This is a genomic window from Chondromyces crocatus, from assembly GCF_001189295.1.
In the GTDB taxonomy this organism is placed as follows: domain Bacteria; phylum Myxococcota_A; class Polyangia; order Polyangiales; family Polyangiaceae; genus Chondromyces; species Chondromyces crocatus.
Genome location: NZ_CP012159.1, coordinates 5,817,168 through 5,833,267 on the forward strand (window position 1 = coordinate 5,817,168; position 16,100 = coordinate 5,833,267).

At 67.7% G+C, this 16,100-nt stretch carries 10 protein-coding genes; 4 read left to right on the forward strand and 6 right to left on the reverse strand.

The window, feature by feature from the left end; genetic code table 11:
- Positions 1 to 46: 46 nt before the first annotated feature.
- The 3 genes from surE to CMC5_RS21300 are packed head-to-tail and all read right to left on the reverse strand — an operon-like array spanning position 47 to position 4,155.
- Positions 47 to 820: a 5'/3'-nucleotidase SurE gene (gene surE / locus CMC5_RS21290; protein ID WP_050432141.1), complete on the reverse strand. Its 774-nt coding sequence runs from the start codon at positions 818 to 820 to the stop codon at positions 47 to 49.
- An 18-nt stretch (positions 821 to 838) separates the two neighbouring features.
- Positions 839 to 2,383: an aldehyde dehydrogenase family protein gene (locus CMC5_RS21295; protein WP_063796324.1), complete on the reverse strand. Its 1,545-nt coding sequence runs from the start codon at positions 2,381 to 2,383 to the stop codon at positions 839 to 841.
- Positions 2,384 to 2,436: 53 nt separating this feature from the next.
- Entirely contained in the window at positions 2,437 to 4,155 is a 1,719-nt protein-coding gene (locus tag CMC5_RS21300; RefSeq protein ID WP_218920021.1) for a hypothetical protein, read from the reverse strand.
- A gap of 777 nt (positions 4,156 to 4,932) precedes the next feature.
- Here CMC5_RS21300 and CMC5_RS21305 point away from each other — a divergent pair.
- From CMC5_RS21305 to CMC5_RS21315, 3 genes are all read left to right on the forward strand, one after another.
- Complete coding sequence (locus tag CMC5_RS21305; RefSeq protein WP_050432143.1) at positions 4,933 to 6,558, forward strand: TolC family protein; 1,626 nt, start codon at positions 4,933 to 4,935, stop codon at positions 6,556 to 6,558.
- A 302-nt stretch (positions 6,559 to 6,860) separates the two neighbouring features.
- Positions 6,861 to 9,059, forward strand: a complete 2,199-nt coding sequence (locus CMC5_RS21310) for a sodium/proton-translocating pyrophosphatase (protein ID WP_050432144.1) — start codon at positions 6,861 to 6,863, stop codon at positions 9,057 to 9,059.
- A 154-nt stretch (positions 9,060 to 9,213) separates the two neighbouring features.
- Positions 9,214 to 12,468 carry a DEAD/DEAH box helicase gene (locus CMC5_RS21315; protein ID WP_245677668.1) on the forward strand — a complete coding sequence of 1,085 codons (3,255 nt, stop codon included), beginning with the start codon at positions 9,214 to 9,216 and terminating at the stop codon, positions 12,466 to 12,468.
- Positions 12,469 to 12,546: 78 nt separating this feature from the next.
- Here CMC5_RS21315 and CMC5_RS21320 read toward each other — a convergent pair whose 3' ends face one another.
- Genes CMC5_RS21320 through CMC5_RS21330 form a run of 3 tightly spaced genes read right to left on the reverse strand, consistent with a single transcriptional unit; the run spans position 12,547 to position 14,489 of the window.
- Positions 12,547 to 13,245, reverse strand: coding sequence for an ExbD/TolR family protein (locus tag CMC5_RS21320; protein WP_082362674.1), 699 nt, complete (start codon positions 13,243 to 13,245; stop codon positions 12,547 to 12,549).
- Between the two features lie 17 nt (positions 13,246 to 13,262).
- Entirely contained in the window at positions 13,263 to 13,823 is a 561-nt protein-coding gene (locus CMC5_RS21325) for a biopolymer transporter ExbD (protein ID WP_050432146.1), read from the reverse strand.
- A gap of 3 nt (positions 13,824 to 13,826) precedes the next feature.
- Positions 13,827 to 14,489, reverse strand: coding sequence for a MotA/TolQ/ExbB proton channel family protein (locus tag CMC5_RS21330; RefSeq protein WP_245677669.1), 663 nt, complete (start codon positions 14,487 to 14,489; stop codon positions 13,827 to 13,829).
- Between the two features lie 839 nt (positions 14,490 to 15,328).
- Here CMC5_RS21330 and CMC5_RS21335 point away from each other — a divergent pair.
- The gene (locus tag CMC5_RS21335; protein WP_050432148.1) at positions 15,329 to 15,991 is read left to right on the forward strand and encodes a MotA/TolQ/ExbB proton channel family protein; all 663 of its coding nucleotides are present in this window, start codon (positions 15,329 to 15,331) and stop codon (positions 15,989 to 15,991) included.
- The last annotated feature ends 109 nt before the right edge of the window (positions 15,992 to 16,100 follow it).

Genomic DNA, 16,100 nt, shown 5'->3' on the forward strand with positions numbered 1-16,100 from the left:
CACCAGGGTAGTCGAGACCGTGTCGACGACGAAGGGCTCGGTGCGCTCAGGCGATGCTGGCGATGATCTCGTTGATGAGAGATGCGTGCTGGGGGGCGGTGAGATCGAGCGTCAACGGCGTCACGCTGACATGGCCCTCGTCGTACGCTTCCGTGTCGGACCCTGGGACCTGGTCGTGCCTCACCTCGGCACCGCCGATCCACAGGTACTCGCGGCCGCGGGGATCCTGACGGAAGATCACCTCTTCGGAGTAGAGACGTGCGCCCATGCTGGTCGATCGGATGGGCCAGGCATCACCCGGGGGGATGTTCACGTTGAGCAGCGGTGCACGGACGGGGCGCACCTCGCGCAGGGCGCGGTGCATGGCGAGCGCGAGCCTGGCGCCCACGGCAGCGGCTGCATCCCGCTGCGCTTTCACGTCCGCCGAGATGGCGATGGATGGAATGCCGCGGAGCGCTCCCTCGCGCGCGGCGGCCACGGTGCCTGAATAGAAGGCGTCCACACCCAGGTTGAGGCCGTGGTTCATGCCAGAGACCACGAGATCCGGGCGTCGAGGGAGGACGCGCGTCCCGGCGTGCAGCGCGATGTAGATGCAGTCGGCTGGCGTGCCATCGATCGCGAAGACATCGGGGGCGTGCCGTCGCAACCGGAGGGGGCGATGCAGGCTGAGCGAGTGGCTGGTCGCGCTCTGGTTGACCTCGGGCGCACAGACGACGACGTCCGCGTCGCGGGTGAGCTGGTCGCGCAAGGCGATGAGGTTGGGGGCCGCATAGCCGTCGTCGTTGGAGAGGAGGATCAGCGGTCGGGTGGCGTCGGACATGGTTCGGCTCGTCGTCGTTCAACCGCCCATGAGGCGCTTGGGCAGGGCGGCGAGGAGCTGGAACACGGCGCTGATCCTCCCGAAGAACCCCACGCCGCCGCGGACGCGCGTGAGCGCGAAGGCGACCTTCCTGAGCGCGGGCGTGTAGGGGTACCACCAGAGTTCCGCCTTGGCGCCGTTGCGATCCTCGAGGATGAAGCGGGGCCGGGTCAGATCGGAGAGGGCGTGGATCCCGTTCGTGACGCCGTGTCCGCTCTCCCCGGAGCCGGTCCAGGGGGCAGCGGGTAGCGCGGCGGTGAAGCCGTGGTTGTTGATGGTGACCACGCCGGAGCGGAGCTTGCGCGCCAGCGCCTGAGCGCGATCGTAGCGGCGCGTCCAGATGCTGGTGGTGAGGCCGAAGCGCGTGGCGTTGGCGCGCTCCACGGCGTCGTCGGCGTTCTCCACCACCACGATGGGGAGGATCGGTCCGAAGGTCTCTTCCTGGAGCAGCGGGGTGTCTTCGCGATCCAGTCGGACGACCGTGGGTGGAAAATGGAGGGAGCCTTCCTCGGGCGGGCCACCAGCGAGGATCTCGGCGCCCGCAGCGGTCGCCTCCGACAGGTGCTTGCGCACGATCGTGCACTGGCGTTCCGTGGTCAGCACCGCCGTGTCCACCGCGGGACGCAGCTCTCGCGCCAGCGCGGTGACACGCTCGGTGAAGCTGTCGGCGATGGAGCGTTCGACATAGACCCGCTCCACCGAGGCGCAGTTCTGCCCGGCGTTGGTGAACGCTCCCCAGACCACGCCGCGCGCCGTGCGCTCCAGGTTGCAGTCGGCGAGCACGATGGCTGCGTCTTTGCCGCCCAGCTCGAGCGACGTCGGGATGAGTTTTTCTGCGCAAGCCACGGCGATCTTGCGTCCCGTCGCCACGCTGCCGGTGAACACGACGAGATCGACACCCGCCTCGATGAGCGCCGCACCGACGTCTCCACCACCTTGCGCGAGCTGGAGGACACCCGAGGGCAGGAGGCCATCGAACAAGGAAGCCACGAGCTGGCCTGCACGCGGCGTGATCTCGCTCGGCTTGAAGACCACGGTGTTGCCCGAAAGGAGCGCCGGGAGCAGCGTGCGCAGCGGGATGGCGACCGGGTAATTCCAGGGCGTGATCAGGCCGACGACCCCGCGTGGATCGCGGCGGACGCGGCCCGCCTTGCCAGGATAAGAGAGCGGGTCGAGTTCGATGGGCGCATCGTCGAGGAGTTCCTCGATGGAGGAGGTCCAGTAGTCGACGAGATCCGCGTTGGGCAGGACCTCGGCGAGCACGGCTTCTTCGATCGGCTTGCCGCACTCGAGGCGCAAGAGTTCGGCGATCTCCTCCGCGCGCTGGAGCAGCCGCTTCTTGACGGGCGCGATGCGCTCCGCACGCTCTCGGATCGGCTTCGCTGCCCAGCTCGACTGCGCTTCGCGCGCTTTCGCGACCAGGGCCGCGACCTCACGGGTCGACGTCGCCTCGACTTCAGCGAGCGGCGAGCCGTCGAGAGGGCTCACCATGGGGAAGATTGCTTCCCCGGAACCAGCACCCATGATGTTTCAACCCTGATGGAGGAGGTGACGTGAGCAGCCGCCCTCGCAGCGGCTCACGGATAGGGTTCCGCGCCGCCACCGGGGGGAGGCGGGGGAGTCGGGGCGGTGGGAGGCGCGTTGCCGCCGGGCGCGGGGTTGGGGGAGGCGCCCTGGGTCATCGTGATGGTCGTGATCTTCCGGCAAGGAATGATCGCGGGCTGACCGGGGGAGACCCACTCCGGGACGGCCGTCGTATCGGTGGTCAGCTTGCCCAGCCGCACATTGCGGGTGCCACAGAGCACGGCCAGCGGTTCGTCGGTGTTCCCGGAGAACACACCATTGACGTACACGCTCGCAGGCGGGGACGAGTTGACCACGAGGTACGCCTTCGTCACCGGGAGGGTGGTCGGGTCGGGTTCGGCGGCACCGGCGGTGGTGGTCGCCGTCGGCGCTGGCGCGGCGGTGTCGGTGGCCGTCGTCGTTCCGGCGGTCGCTGGGACTGGCGGCGTGGGGGCCTCCCCGGTGGGCTCGGGCGTCGTGTCGACGGCCGTCGCCTGGCTGGTCGGGGTGGTGGTCGGGCGAGACGGCTCGGGCGTCGGCTCGGGGCCGTTCTTGGTGAGGGCCCAGTAGGTCACCCCGGCGACCAGGATCGCGGCAGCCGCTCCGAGCAGGAGGATCGAGGGCGAACGCTTGCCCTCCTGCGGCTTGGTCGTGCCCATGTCGAGGCGGCGACGTCCGATCTCCGTCGGCTCTTCTTCGGACGACCGGGCCGCTTCAGGCTGCTTCTGGACAGGGGGCGGGACGGGTTTCGTCTCGGCGAGCGGCCTCTCGGCCGGCTTGCTCCCGGCAGCGGGCTTCGGGGCTTCGGGGCGCTTGTCGAGCGAGACCTCCACGCGGGGCGTGGTGACGATCTCGGCGTCCTTTCCCGTCTCGGCGGACTGCGCCACGACGCGCGCGTGGGAGCGCGAGGACGGGACAGCCGTCTCTTCGTCTTCGATCGCGGGCTTCCGGGTCGCCTCGGCCAGCTCTTCTTCGAGCCCGGAGCGAACGACCGTGGGCTCGTCGTCGACCACCTCGCCGAACCTGCCGCGTCCGGCGGCGGGGATGTCCATTTCGCGACGAGGCGTGGGCGGTGGCTCTTTCCGGTCGGGGATGTCGAGGAAATCGTCCTCGACCTTCTCCGAGGCGCCGATCGGCGCAGGGAGCGTCGCATCCGGGATCGGTGTGAGCCGAGCCGGTTCGGCCTTGGGCAGAGGGGTGGACTCGGCGGAAGGCTTGGCAGGCCCTCGGCCCAGCTGCTCCCCCGGCTCATCCGGGAGCACACCGGCGAACGAGACCTCGCTGTCGAACTCGGGGGCGGTCGTGACGCGTGGCGCGTCGAACTGCCCCGGGGTCTTCAGCAGCGGCTTCTCGACGCGCGGCGGGATGTCGTCGAGGTTGTCTTCGAGATCGTCGACCTCGAAGAGCTTCCCGCCTCCGTCCGGGCGTGATGGCGACGCGATGCGCGCTGGAGGGGCGGCAGGCGTCTTCGTCCCTGCAGGCGGCGGTTGCCTTCCCAGGAGGGGAGCCGCTGGTGTCGCCGGGATCTTCGCCGCGGGGGCCGGTGGCGTCTTCGCGAGCCCCGGAGGCGGTGTTGCCGCGGCGGCAGGCGCTTGCCTCGCGGTGGTTTGCGCGGCTGGCGCTCTCGCTTGACCGCCCGCGCTCCCGAGCGGCGGCGCCTGCGCGGTGAGCTTCGGCGCCTTGCCCGTGCTGGGGAAGCCTTCGGGCGAGTGCGCCTCGATAGCGCTGATCACGTCGTCGAAGCTGGGCTCTGGCGCACGCGGCGCGCGCGCATCGGTGATGGTCGGAAGTGGCGCTCCCGCGACGTCCAGGGAACGTTGCCGCGGTAGGGCCGCGTTCCGTTGGACCTTCACCAGAAGCGCTTCGAGGGTTGCAACTTTCTCTGCGACGTTCACGCATGGCCAGCATATCCCGCCTTGGCTCGGTTACGCCATCTCGCAACATCTCTCCGGGCAGAGCTCTGCTGAATCCCCTGGAAACTCCTCTGTTCTCGGCTCTGTGCGGCGCGCAGGAACACCAGGGGGCAGGGGGCTCGGAGGCCGGCGGGGGCCACGAGGGCTCCCTGGTCCGGCACGCCGACCCGCGATGCCTGGGCTCGACGAATGGCGCTGTCCTCCTCGACGACCGAATCGTGAAGCCCGCGCGTCGCGACGAGAGCTGGCCTCTGGGTCGCCACGATCGGGCCGTCCGTGACCACTGACCGGACACGATGAGGCCTCGATGCCTCGATCGAGGTACGCAAGGGGGACGTCCACCGGAGACCAGGACCGGGAGACCAGGAGAATCTGTGACGGGTTCACCTCGCCAGCGCTCCTCAGAACAGAGGTTCCAGAGCAGACGACCTCGGGCTTGTCTGCACCCTGACCGCGGACGACCGTTTCAGGACACCCACGGACCTGCGCCGGGCGAAGAGAGCGAGACCCTGCTTGCTTCCTGGCGCACAAACCTTGCTCCGTCCTATCGCGTGACCTTGACTGCGATTCGAGGCGCTCATAAGTGACCCGCCGGTCATGAAAGATTTTGCCGCCTCGTCGCGCCGATTCTCTCGCACTGCGCCTTCGCTCGCGGTCTCCGTCACCGTCGCGGTCTTCACCTCTCTGGCACACGCGCAGCCCGCGCCGGCGCAGCCGGAACCGGCTGCGCCGGCAGCGCCGGCTGCGACGCAGGCCGGGCCGGCTGTCGCGCCTGCTGCGCCATCTCGCCCGGATCCGGTGGAGGCTGCGCTGGCGCCTCGACCGGGAGGGACGACGCCCGAGCAGGTGGCCCAGGCTGCCGTCCGCGTGAGGCCGTCGCTCCGGGTGAAGCAAGCGGAGCTGCAGCAGGCCTCCGCCAAGGTGGATCAGGCGCTGGTCAGCTACTTCCCCAAGATCACCCTCGGGGCGAGCTTCTCGTACCAGAACCCCGTCGTGAACTCGCTCGGTACGGGGCCGACCAACGTGGCGACCGTCGTCGCTCAGGGCGGAGGAACCAACGCGCCGCAAGGGCCCATCACGGTCGGACCTTGCGACGGAGATCCGTCGACGAACTGCCTCCAGGTGGGCGGGACACCGGCTCAGGTCCTCGCCGTCCCGGCGCAGAGCTTCGAGTTCCCGGTCATCACCAACACCTACCAGCTGACCGCGGGCATCTCCGTCCCCATCTCCGACTACATTCTTCGTCTCGCGCAGGGGTACTCGGCCGCCGCGCACAGCGTGAACTCGAAGAAGCTCGAGGTGCAGGCCGAAGAGCTCACCATCGCCGCGGACGCCAAGATCGCCTTCTTCAACTGGGTTCGCGCCAAAGGGAACCAGGTCGTCGCGAAGGAGGCCGTCGCGCAGGCGCAGGCGCATCTGGAGGATGCGAAGCGCGCCTACGAGGTCGGACGCCTCTCTCGTGTCGACGTGCTGCGTCTGGAAGCGCAGGTCGCCAGCGCGGATCAAGTGGTCGCGGAGACCTCGGCCATGCTCTCGGTCGCCGAGGAGCAGATCCGCATCGCCGTCAACGCACCCGCCGATCGGCGGTTCGAGATCGGGATCGACGTGATGGCGGCGTCGACCGAGCCTCCGTCGGACTCCCTTCAGACGCTGCAGCAGGAGGCCCTCCGCAAGCGCCTGGAGATCCGGGCCCTCGACGAGACGATCTACTCGCTCAAGGACGTCGAGTCGGTCACGAGGGCGGGATACATGCCGAGGATCGACGCCACCGCCAACGTCCTCTACGCGAACCCGAACCCCCGCGTGTTCCCGATGACGCAGGACTTCCGAGCGACGTGGGACGCCGGCGTGCGGCTCACCTGGACGGTGAACGACACCTTCAGCAACATCGGCGCGATGGCCGAGGCCAGGGGCCGCACCGCGCAGATCCAGGCACAGAAGACCGTGCTCCGCGATGGGCTCCGCCTCGAGGTGGCCTCTGCCTACAACGACGTCTTGAATGCCTCCAGCCGGATCAACTCCGCCGAGCGACAGCTGGCTGCGGCGGAAGAGACCATGCGTGTCAGGGCCGAGCTGTTTCGTGCGGGCCGCGCCACCAGCGTGGAGGTCGTGGATGCCGAGACCGAGCTGACCCGCGCGCGACTCGCTCAGCTCGACGGCCGGATCGGGATTCTGGTCGCGCGCACGCGGCTCGAGCACGCCGTGGGTCGCGACATCAAGTGAGACTGGCTGGGCGGTCCCTCTGGCTCGCTGGCTGAGTTCCGTCCGTCTGCCCGGAGCCCCTCCCTCATCTTCTTATCCATTGCGCGGCCCGCGCGGCCAGAGTAGGGAGGGTCGTGCGTTGCCAGATGCCGCCTCGGCGGCAAGGTCGACGCAGGCACTCGATGCTTCTTGAACCTCCTCCGGGAGACTCGGGGCTTCCCCGAAGATCCAGGGAGGTTCCGAACACCGGGAAGCATCGCTAAAGGCCTGACCCTGGGTATCCGACGGGGCTGCGTTCTCTCGCGCGCTCCGGCTTGCAAGAAATGACCGAGCTTGCGCTCATCCTCGGCGGTGGCCTCCTGGGGCTCGCATCGGCGGCGTATCTCGCCCGCTGGGTGACCCTTCGACCGCTCACCGAGCCCGAAATTGCCAAGGTAGCCTCGTTGATTCAGGGGGTGGCGGAGGCATTCTTCAAGCGCCAGAGCGGTGTGATCGGTGCCGTGAGCGCGGCCGCGGGGGGAGCGATCTTCCTGGCGTACGGTCTGCTGCGCGGAGCCGGCGAGAAGAACCCTGTCCCGGCGCTGGAGCTCGGCGTCTGGCTCACGGTGTCGTTCGCGATCGGCGCGGCGAGTTCTGTCGCCACGGGCCGCGTCGCGACGTGGACCGCGACGCGCGCGAGCGCACGAGCCGCCAGCGGCGCGCGTCGCTCCCTGGACATGGCGCTGCAGATCGCCATCCGGGGTGGGGCGGTGTCTGCGCTGTTCGTCGCCGGGATCAGCCTGGTTGGACTCGGGGGGCTCTTCGCTGCGGTCTTCGCTCTCCATGGCGGGTTCGGTGCGGAGCCTGGCGAGGCGCTCGCGCTGGTGCCCACGCTGCCGTGGGTGATCGCTGGTTACCCTCTCGGAGCTTCCTTCGCGGCACTCCTCGCTCAGCTGGGAGGGGGGACGTTTGCGAAAGCTGCGGATCTCGGCGCGGACATCGCGGGCGCAGAGCTCGGCCTGGCCGACGACGATCTGCAGAACCCTGCGGCCGTCGTGGATCTGGCGGGGGACGCCGTGGGAGACGCGGCGGGCCGAGCGGCGGGGTTGCTGGCGACGATCGCCGCGGAGACCATGGGCGCGATGGTCGTCGGCGCGATGACGTTTCGCGCGAACGGCGACCTGCCGAGTGCCCTGGCCGTGGTCCTCTTTCCGCTGGTCGTTTGCTCGTTCGGGCTGGTCGCGGCGGTCTTCGGCGTGATGGTGGTGCGCACCGACGATCGCGAGAACGCATTCAACGCCCTGGTCCGAGGGCTCTACATCACCGCGCTGCTGCACGCGGTCGGCATCGCCGGCGCGGCCAAATGGTTGCTCGGCACGCACTGGGTCACGTTGTTCGCCTGTGGCGGCGTCGGCATTCTCTGCGGGGTGCTGATGCTGCACCTCACCCAGTACTACACGGAGCAGCGCTACCGGCCCGCGCGTGACGTCGCCGAGGCTGCCCGCGGTGGCCCCGCCCTGGCCATCTTGCGGGGCTTGAGCATCGGTCTGGAGAGCACGGTGGTCCCGCTCCTCCTCATCGTCTCCGCGGCGTTCGGATCCTACTGGCTGGGCACACGCACCGGGCTGGTCGGAGGTGGCCTCTTCGGCGTCGCGCTCGCGACCATGGGGCTGCTCGGCCTCGTGGGCTACGTGCTCGCCATGGACGCACTGGGCCCCATCGTCGACGAAGCGGGGGGCATCGTCGCCGTGACCGTGGGTCGAGAACGGCCTGACGTGCGTGGTCGAACGCTCGTGCTGGATGCCGTCGGGAACACGGCAAAGGCTGCGACGAAGGTGTATGCCTCGGGCGCGGCGGCCCTCGCCTCATTGTTGTTGATCGCCGCCTACCTGGACGAATCGCGTCGGCGCGCCAGCGTGGTGAACCAGCAGATCCTCGCAGTCCGGCTGGATCGTCCCGAGGTCTACCTCGGCGCCCTCGTCGGCATCTTGCTGGTCCTCTGGCTGGCCAGCAGATGTATCCGCAACGTTCTGCAGACGGTGCGGCGCGTGGTGGACGAAGTGCGTCGCCAGGCGACGAACCCCCCACCAGGTTTCATCGGAGACTACGATCCCTGCGTGGAGATGATCTCCCGCGCCGCACTGCGGCAGATGATCTGGCCGGCGGTGATCTGCGCGGCCGCTCCCATCGCCGTAGGACTGACCTTGCGCTTCGCGAGAACGGAGGATAATCCTCTGGTCGCCGCAGACTCGGTCGCGGCCCTGCTCATGGCCGGGACGGTCGCCGGTGTCCTCGGATCCCTGTTGCTCGGGAACACTGGGGCAACCTGGGACAACGCGAAAAAGTACATCGTGACCGGGGCTCACGGTGGACGCTATCTGGTCGATGAGACCGGGGCGCGCTCCGATAACCCGACTTACGGTGCGGCTGCGGTCGGTGACGCGATCGGCGACCCCTTGAAAGATGCTGCCGGACCCGCAATCCACGTGCTCGTCAAGGTGCTTCCCGCCGTGACCATCGTTTTCTTGCCATTCTTCATCTGAGCTGTGCAGCTCATCCCTCTGAAAACCGCCGGCGCTGCGCCGGGCCAGGACACGAACCGAGCCGAACGTGCCGTCTCCGATATCTGACGCCCTCTCTACCCTCAGCGACCGGGGACTACGCCGGCTGCTTGGTGCCCGAACATTCCTCCGCGGGTTGGAATACTTCCGTCGACGGGTCGTCGAGGACATCGCCGTCCATGATGCCTCCGCGACAGGGACGGTGCGCGCCGCCGATTCCGAACCTTATGGAGTGCGGGTGGATCTCACGCCCGACGGCATCAAGTCGCAGTGCTCCTGTCCAGCGTTTCAGAAAGCAGGGCAGCACTGCAAGCACGTCGCGGCGCTCTTGATCACCGTCCGTGACCACGCGCGCGGCTCACAGCCTCGTCGTGAACCGCCGCCGCCTGCCGTGGTGCCCCAGACCGCGCATGCCGGAGGAGGCAACGCCAACCACGAGGCGCTCAAGCGCGTCCGACGGCGTGATCGGAGAGGGCGGCTCTCCTTGACGCCTCCCATGCCGACACAGCCTGTCGCACACCCGGGGCCTTCGGCGTCGAACGCTTCTCTGAGCGCGCCGGCCCAGGATGCCACGGCGCGACAGACGGGCATCGGGGCCTGGCTGCCTCCGGAGGGGGTCGCTGGTGCCCGTCGCGTCGAGTTCCGCCTGCACGTCAGGCAGGGAGCCCTCACCGTCACCGTCCTCGATGCGGAAGCGCGGGTCCCCGTGCTGCCCTCGGCGGCACTCTCCTGGCAGGCGATGTACCCGTCGCCGGATCGGGACGCGCTGCGGCTCCTCGCACGCTTCGAGAGTGGCAACCCTCGTCACCCTGCCGTGGACATCCGCGGTGAGGACGTGGCTGAACTCCTGCCCTTGCTGGAAGGGCAGCGGGTGCTGCTCGAGCCAGCCCTGATGCAGCTCCGCTTCTCGGAAGACGTCCTCCGACCCCGCTTCGATCTCGAGACCGTCGGTGGAGACACCATCATCGTCAAGGCGAGCTTCGAGCGTGCCAATGACCGCCGGCGGTTCTCGCTGCTCTCCGGTGGCTGGTTCGAAGGATGGTCGGGCTGGCACATCGACACGCAGGAGGGGATCGCGAGGCGCGTGGACAAGCGCGTCTCCCCGGCAGCGCTGCGGCGCCTCCTGCGATCTCCGACCATCGGTGAGCCGATGGCGGAGCTGCCCCGCATCATCATGCAGGGGTTGCCCAAGATCGCCCTCGAAGTGGGGGCCGAACTCCCGGATCTGGGCCAGATCGCCGACGTCGTCGACCTGATCCCCACATTCCGGATGCGGGCCGGCGGCTCGCTCATGGACGCCCACGTGTCCTTGTTCGCAGCTTATGGCGACGCCGAGGTCGCCGTGCGCGCCGACGGCATCACCTTGCCGGTGATCGTGCAGCCCCCCGAAGAAGGGATGAAGCGGGCGCGGTGCATCCGGCTCGACATCGCCGCTCAGCAGGAGGCTGCGAACAAGCTGCTCTCCCTGGGACTGCAACCGGACGAATCAGGGCAGGGCTTCACGGCCAATGGCGACCATGCCCTCCGCTTCTGGACCGACGGGCTGGGCGAACTGCCGGATGACTGGGATCTCTTCGTCCCCGAAGACCTCGTGGACACGCAGGTGAGGGGCAAGCCGATCGCCGTCTTCGCCAAGGTCACGAGCGGGATCGACTGGCTCAACGTCAAGCTCAGCTTCGAGAGCGAAGGAATTGGCGTCGATCGCGAGGAGCTGAGGCGCTGCCTCGCCCAGGGCAAGCGTTACGTGCGGCTCGAGGATGGCTCGTTCGCGCCCTTCGATCCCGAGGCCATCCGCACGATGCTCGATCGCGAGATCGAGCTGCTCACGGCGGCGGGCAAGGGAGGCCGCATCCCGCTCGCGCAGGCCGGCCGTGTCCACGAGCTGCTTCAGCACACCTCCGGAACCAGCGTTTCCGCTGGTGCCCGTGAGCTCTTCCAGAAGCTGAGCAGCCTGGAGGAGATCGGCAGCACCAAGAAGCCCCGGGCACTGAAGGCGACGCTTCGCCCTTACCAGGAAGCCGGCCTCTCCTGGCTCAAGTTCATCCACGACATCGGCTCGGGTGGCGTCCTCGCCGACGACATGGGCCTCGGCAAGACGGTCCAGACCATCGCGCTGCTCCTGGCCGTGAAGCAGGAGACGAAGCACCTGCGCGCGCTGATCGTCGCGCCGACCAGCGTCGTCACCAACTGGGAGCGCGAGCTCGAGCGCTTCGCGCCGTCGACCTCCGTCGCACTCTGGCACGGGGCCGATCGCAAGGAGCAGATCGACGCCGTGAAAGAGGCGGAGGTCGTGATCACCAGCTACGCCTTGCTCCGCCGGGACGAGGACTTCCTCGCCAAGCAAGACTTCGACTACGCCATCCTGGACGAGGCGCAGCACATCAAGAACCCGCTCAGCGCCACCGCCGCGGCGGCGAAGCGCCTCAAGGCCAAGCGTCGCCTTGCGCTGACGGGAACGCCCATCGAGAACCGCCTCTCGGAGATCTGGTCGATCTTCGACTTCGTTTCACCGGGCCTGCTCGGGCCTCTCGACAAGTTCGAGCAGCGGTTCTCGCGACCCATCGAGGCGGGCGACTACAAGGTCGCCCAGCGCCTGCGTGCGGTCATTCATCCCTTCATCCTGCGCCGGACCAAGGCCGAGGTGGCGGGTGATCTGCCCGAGAAGATCGAGACGGATCAGATCTGCGACCTCACCGGCGAGCAGCGAGCGATGTACATGAACATCGCCCGTGAGGTGCGCGCACAGGTGATGGGCGAGGTGGAGCGCGTGGGGCTCGCGAAGAGCCAGATCCAGATCCTGGCGGGCCTCACCCGCCTCCGTCAGGCCGCCTGCGATCCCCGCCTGCTCGGTCTCCCCCGCGACTTCACGGACGAGGACTCCGGGAAGCTCGTCGCCCTGCGTGAGCTCATCTCGAACGCCATCGAGGGCGGCCACAAGGTGCTCGTCTTCAGCCAGTTCGTGATGATGCTCAAGATCATCGAGAAGGCGATGAAGGAAGACGGGGTGGCCTACGAGTACCTCGACGGATCGACCAAGGATCGCATGGATCGCGTGGAGCGCTTCCAGAACGACCCGAGCGTGCCGATCTTCCTCATCAGCCTCAAGGCGGGAGGCACGGGTCTGAACCTGACGGCTGCCGACACGGTGATTCACTTCGATCCCTGGTGGAACCCGGCCGTCGAGCAGCAGGCAACGGACCGCGCGCACCGCATCGGGCAGACCAAGGTGGTGACGGCCTACCGCCTGGTCGCTGCGGGCACCATCGAGGAGAAGATCCTCCAGCTCAAGGCGAAGAAGCGCGAGCTCGTCGCGTCGGTGCTGAGCGAGGACGTGGGGGGCGCCAAGAAGCTCACCAAGTCCGATCTCGAAGAGCTGTTCTCGGTCGACTGAAGGCGGCTGTCGTCCCTCGACGACGGCCGGCCCCAAGGCGGCTGTCGTCCCTCGACGACGGCCGGCCCGTTCGCCGCCCTACTGCTTCCCGCTCAGAACCATCAGGTGGTACTTCCCGTACTCGGACTGCCCGAGCGTGAAGAGTACCTCGATGAGGAGCCGGTACGGGGTCGTCGCGTCGGCGACGACGATGGCCTCGGAGGTCGAAGCGTCGAGCCCCTTGGCGGTGCGCACGGCCTTGTCGGTCTCGCGGGCGTGGGAGAGCGCGTTGGCGAGCGGGACGATGTAGAGGTCCGTCGGACCACTTCGCTTGTACTTGGCCTCCAGCCCGCTCTGCGCGAGCTGCTCCGGCCCCGGGAGGTAAGCGACGGGGTTGGGGTCGTCTCCCACGAGGATCTGGGATTTCGAGATGACGACGGTGACGCCTTCCTGAGACGGCTCGCCCTGCATCACCGATTTGGGCAGCGTGAGATCCTTCGATTGCGGGATCGAGGCGGACGACGAGCCCACGCTCTTCAGCATGAACACCAGGATGATCGTCATCAGATCGAGCATCGCCGTGATGTTCAAGAAGTCGATCTCGGGGTCCTTGTGGTTGCGCCGGATGGCCTTGCGGAGGGCTGCCTTGTACCGGACGACGCTCGCCCCGCGCGGGGCCTGGGCAGGGCGGCGCGGCTGGGAAGGGGAGGGGTGCCCGACGCCAGCGGGCTCGAACCTCCTGTCGGCTTCCGGGCGGGCAGGGAGCGCCTCGACGGGCTGGCCGGGGCGATCGTCCATGGGATGCCTGCCGCTGCTCATCGTGCCACCCCGAAGTGAACATCGGGGAACAGCTCTTCCTCCCCGTCTCGCCGTAGCGCATCCATCGTGCTCACGATGACCTGAAACTGGACGTCCGCATTCGCGGTGAGGGTGACCTGCGTCTCCTGGGCGAACTCCGGCTGGGCCCCCTTGAGGCGCTTTGCACAGGCGGTGACCGCCGCATAGTCGTGCATCTTGTCCACCATGGGGATGGTGACTCCAGCGCCGACCCCAGCACAGCCAGGGGCGATGTTGCCACCGGACGTCTTGAGGGAGATCCCCTGGCTCGTGACCAGGGCCGAGAGATTCAGCGCCTTGCTGGCAGCCTCCGAGCGGACCTTCCCGCCGCCGATCGCGGGAGGGGTGCTGTCGATCGACGTGATGAAGATGACCGACACGCTGGCGAGCACGAAGATCATCACGTTGGTGATGATGTCGAGATACGGCACGACGTTGAGCTCACCGGCCTCTTCTCCGGGCGCCGGCTCCTTGGGTTGAGACAGGCGTCGGATCCTGGATCGCTGGGCCGGGCTGAGTGTCTCCCCTGCGTCCGACATGAGCTAGTAGCTCGACTTGCTGCTGATGGTGAGCAGGTTGAAGACGCGCTCGGTGGTCGACTCCAGATCGTGCTGGATGTTCTTCGCGCGCGTGTGGAGGAGCACGTGCGCGATCATGCAGATCACCGCGATCCCGAGGCCGAACGCCGTGTTGTACATGGCCTCTGCGATGCCGTTGGAGAGCATGCGCTGCTTGTCGGCCTGGGACAGCCCCTGTGCGGCCAGGGCGGCGAAGGTGTTGATCAGACCGAAGACCGTCCCGATCAGCCCGATCAGCGTGGCGATGTTGGCGAGCGACCAGAGCGCCCCGATCCGCTTCTCCGCCTGCGGCTTGAGCTCGGAGAGCTTCTCGCTGAGTGCTGCATCGATCTCGTCCGCGCCCTTGCTCGCGTGGGTCAAGCCCGCCTTGACGAGCTGGAGGATCGGATAATCGTTCCCGTCACAGAGCTTGATGGCGCGGTCCACGTTGCCGGCTGCGACCAGCTTCTTTATCGCTGCGAAGAACTCCTTGGAGTTCACCCGGTAGCGACTGAGCTGGAACGCGGTCCGCTCGATGATGATCGTCACGACGACGGCCGACACCACGAGATTCGCAACGATGAATGTGGGGTTGTGCTCGATGGCCGCCCACATCCCACCTTGGCCACCGCCTTCGGCTGCCAACATCACCAGAAGACGCATCCTCGCAGTTCCTTTCTCGCCTCTGCACGCCTGAGAAACCCATTGACCACAGGGCGCCGGGACTATAGCCGCCGGCCGATCCCCGGAGCAAGCGCGGTGCCTGGCGTGGTTCACCGAGCAAACCCGGCTCCAGCTGGCGCTCGGTGAGGGGTTCCAGGAGGGGAGCGCGTGGCCTCGACAGCGCTTGGATGATGAGCACGTAACCACACGATTCTTGCAAAGTTTTGGCTTTACGGTTGTCCATCACGACGATCCAAATCTTTCTTGACGGCCCCGTGTCCCACTGGAGAAGATGCCCATCTCCCCTGAGATGGGCTGGACGGTCATCGGGTTCGCGCCGTTGCGTTGGTGTGATCCCGCGGCGCCCAGGGGGTCATTCGGTGCGAGTCGCTGCTCTTTACCCGCACGATGCCGTTCGACCCGTCGCCATTGATGTGGCGGGCGGTGATTGACGTGGTGCGCGAGCAGCCGAGGCGTGAGGCCTGACGATCCCATGTGGACGAGTCGCCCAGCGGTCGGGGGGCACGGATTTCCGGAGCGCGAAGAGCCGGCGGCGGGCGTGGGCCGCGCTGCACTGCGGCTCGCAGCGTGGGTTGCGCTCGCCAATTGTGCCGCACTGTCCTCTTGCGAAGAGGCTTGGCGCTCGGCTAGCGTCCACTGGCGCTCGCGGCGCACATCACGCCGCTCCAGCGTCCGGGCCAGCCGGAAACGAAGCTGGAGTGAGGCGCCTGGGTCGGGCGATGTTCTTCTGCTCAGCCCGACGTTTGAATTCTGAAGCGGCACCCTCATCGTGGTGACGCGAGGCGAACTGGAGGAGACAAGCAATGCACGGTTTGTATGAAGCGTTCATCGAGGGTGGGTGGGGGATGTGGCCCATCCTGTTCTGGTCGGTTGTCACGATCGGCATCATTGTCGAGCGCGCCCTCTTTCTGTTCGGCTCGTCGATCAACAAGGACGTCTTCCTGGCGACGATGCAGAAGTGCATCCTCGCTGGTGACGTCGCCAAGGCCGTGAAGATGTGCTCGGCGGCGAACGCGCCCCTCGCGCGCATCGTCCAGGCGGGTCTCGTGAAGGTGAACCGCCCCGACGAGGAAGTTCAGGCGGCGATGGATGAGGCGGCGCTCCGTGAGCTGCCCAAGATCAGCGCACGCACCTCGTACCTCGCGCTGCTCTCGAACCTCGCGATGCTCTGTGGCCTCCTCGGCACCGTCGCCGGTCTGATCAAGTCCTTCGGTTCCGTCGGTGGTGAGTCCGTCGACCCCAGCCAGAAGGCCCGCATCCTGGCCGCCGGTATCTCCGAGGCCATGAACTGCACCGCGTTCGGTCTGGCGGTCGCCATCATCGGCCTCCTCGGCTACGCGGTTCTGAACGGCAAGACGCAGAGCATCGAGGACGACATCAACGAGGCTTCCGTGCAGGTCCTCAACCTCGTGATCGCGAACCGCCAGAAGGTGAACGTCGCCGCGGTCGGGCAGCAGGCCGCCTGATCTTGGTGATGGCGCCGCGAGCATGGATCCACCACGCACGACCTCGTGTCGGTGTGGTGGATCTGTGGCTTCTGGAGGAACGAATGTTCGGCCGGGAACCTGCGAGCGG